The sequence below is a fragment of the Pseudomonas sp. RGM 3321 genome (assembly GCF_022836805.1).
In the GTDB taxonomy this organism is placed as follows: Bacteria; Pseudomonadota; Gammaproteobacteria; order Pseudomonadales; family Pseudomonadaceae; genus Aquipseudomonas.
Window position 1 is genome coordinate 1 of the sequence record NZ_JALHBH010000044.1, and the last position, 466, is coordinate 466.

Sequence of the window (466 nt, forward strand, 5' to 3'; positions counted from 1 at the left end):
ATCTCTAACATCGCAGCCCGGGAGGAGTTCCGTCACCACAGTGTGGTGTCGGCGCATGTCACCGGGACGATCGCCGGGCTGGGATTGAAGGGGTATGAGCTGGCGTTGTCCTGGCTGGCCACTGATTGAGGTCTGTGTTCCTCATCGGTGTGTTTACCGGTTCATCGACTCGAAGATCTCCTTGCACTCCGGGCAGACAGGGAATTTCTCGGGGTTGCGGGAGGGTACCCATACCTTGCCGCACAGGGCGACGACGGGGGTCCCGTTGACCATCGCGTCGGTGAGTTTCGCTTTGGGGACATAGTGTGAGAAGCGTTCGGCGTCACCGTCATCGAAGGATGGACGAGTCTTTTCCTCGACCGCGGTGCTGGAACTTGGTGCCACCTGTGTGCTCATGGTCAACCAGTGTACGTGGCCGCCCGCAGTCGTGCGACAGACGGATCTTGGCACGCATACACCGTGTAGT

At 59.9% G+C, this 466-nt stretch carries 2 protein-coding genes; one reads left to right on the forward strand and one right to left on the reverse strand.

Annotated features, from left to right (window positions below):
• Positions 1-129 (forward strand): type II 3-dehydroquinate dehydratase (locus tag RGM3321_RS00160; protein ID WP_244391024.1); only part of this gene is annotated, 129 nt, incomplete at its 5' end.
• A gap of 24 nt (positions 130-153) precedes the next feature.
• Here the strand turns inward: RGM3321_RS00160 and RGM3321_RS00165 are convergent.
• On the reverse strand, positions 154-466 hold a 313-nt coding region (locus RGM3321_RS00165; RefSeq protein WP_244391022.1), incomplete at its 5' end, for a DUF3039 domain-containing protein.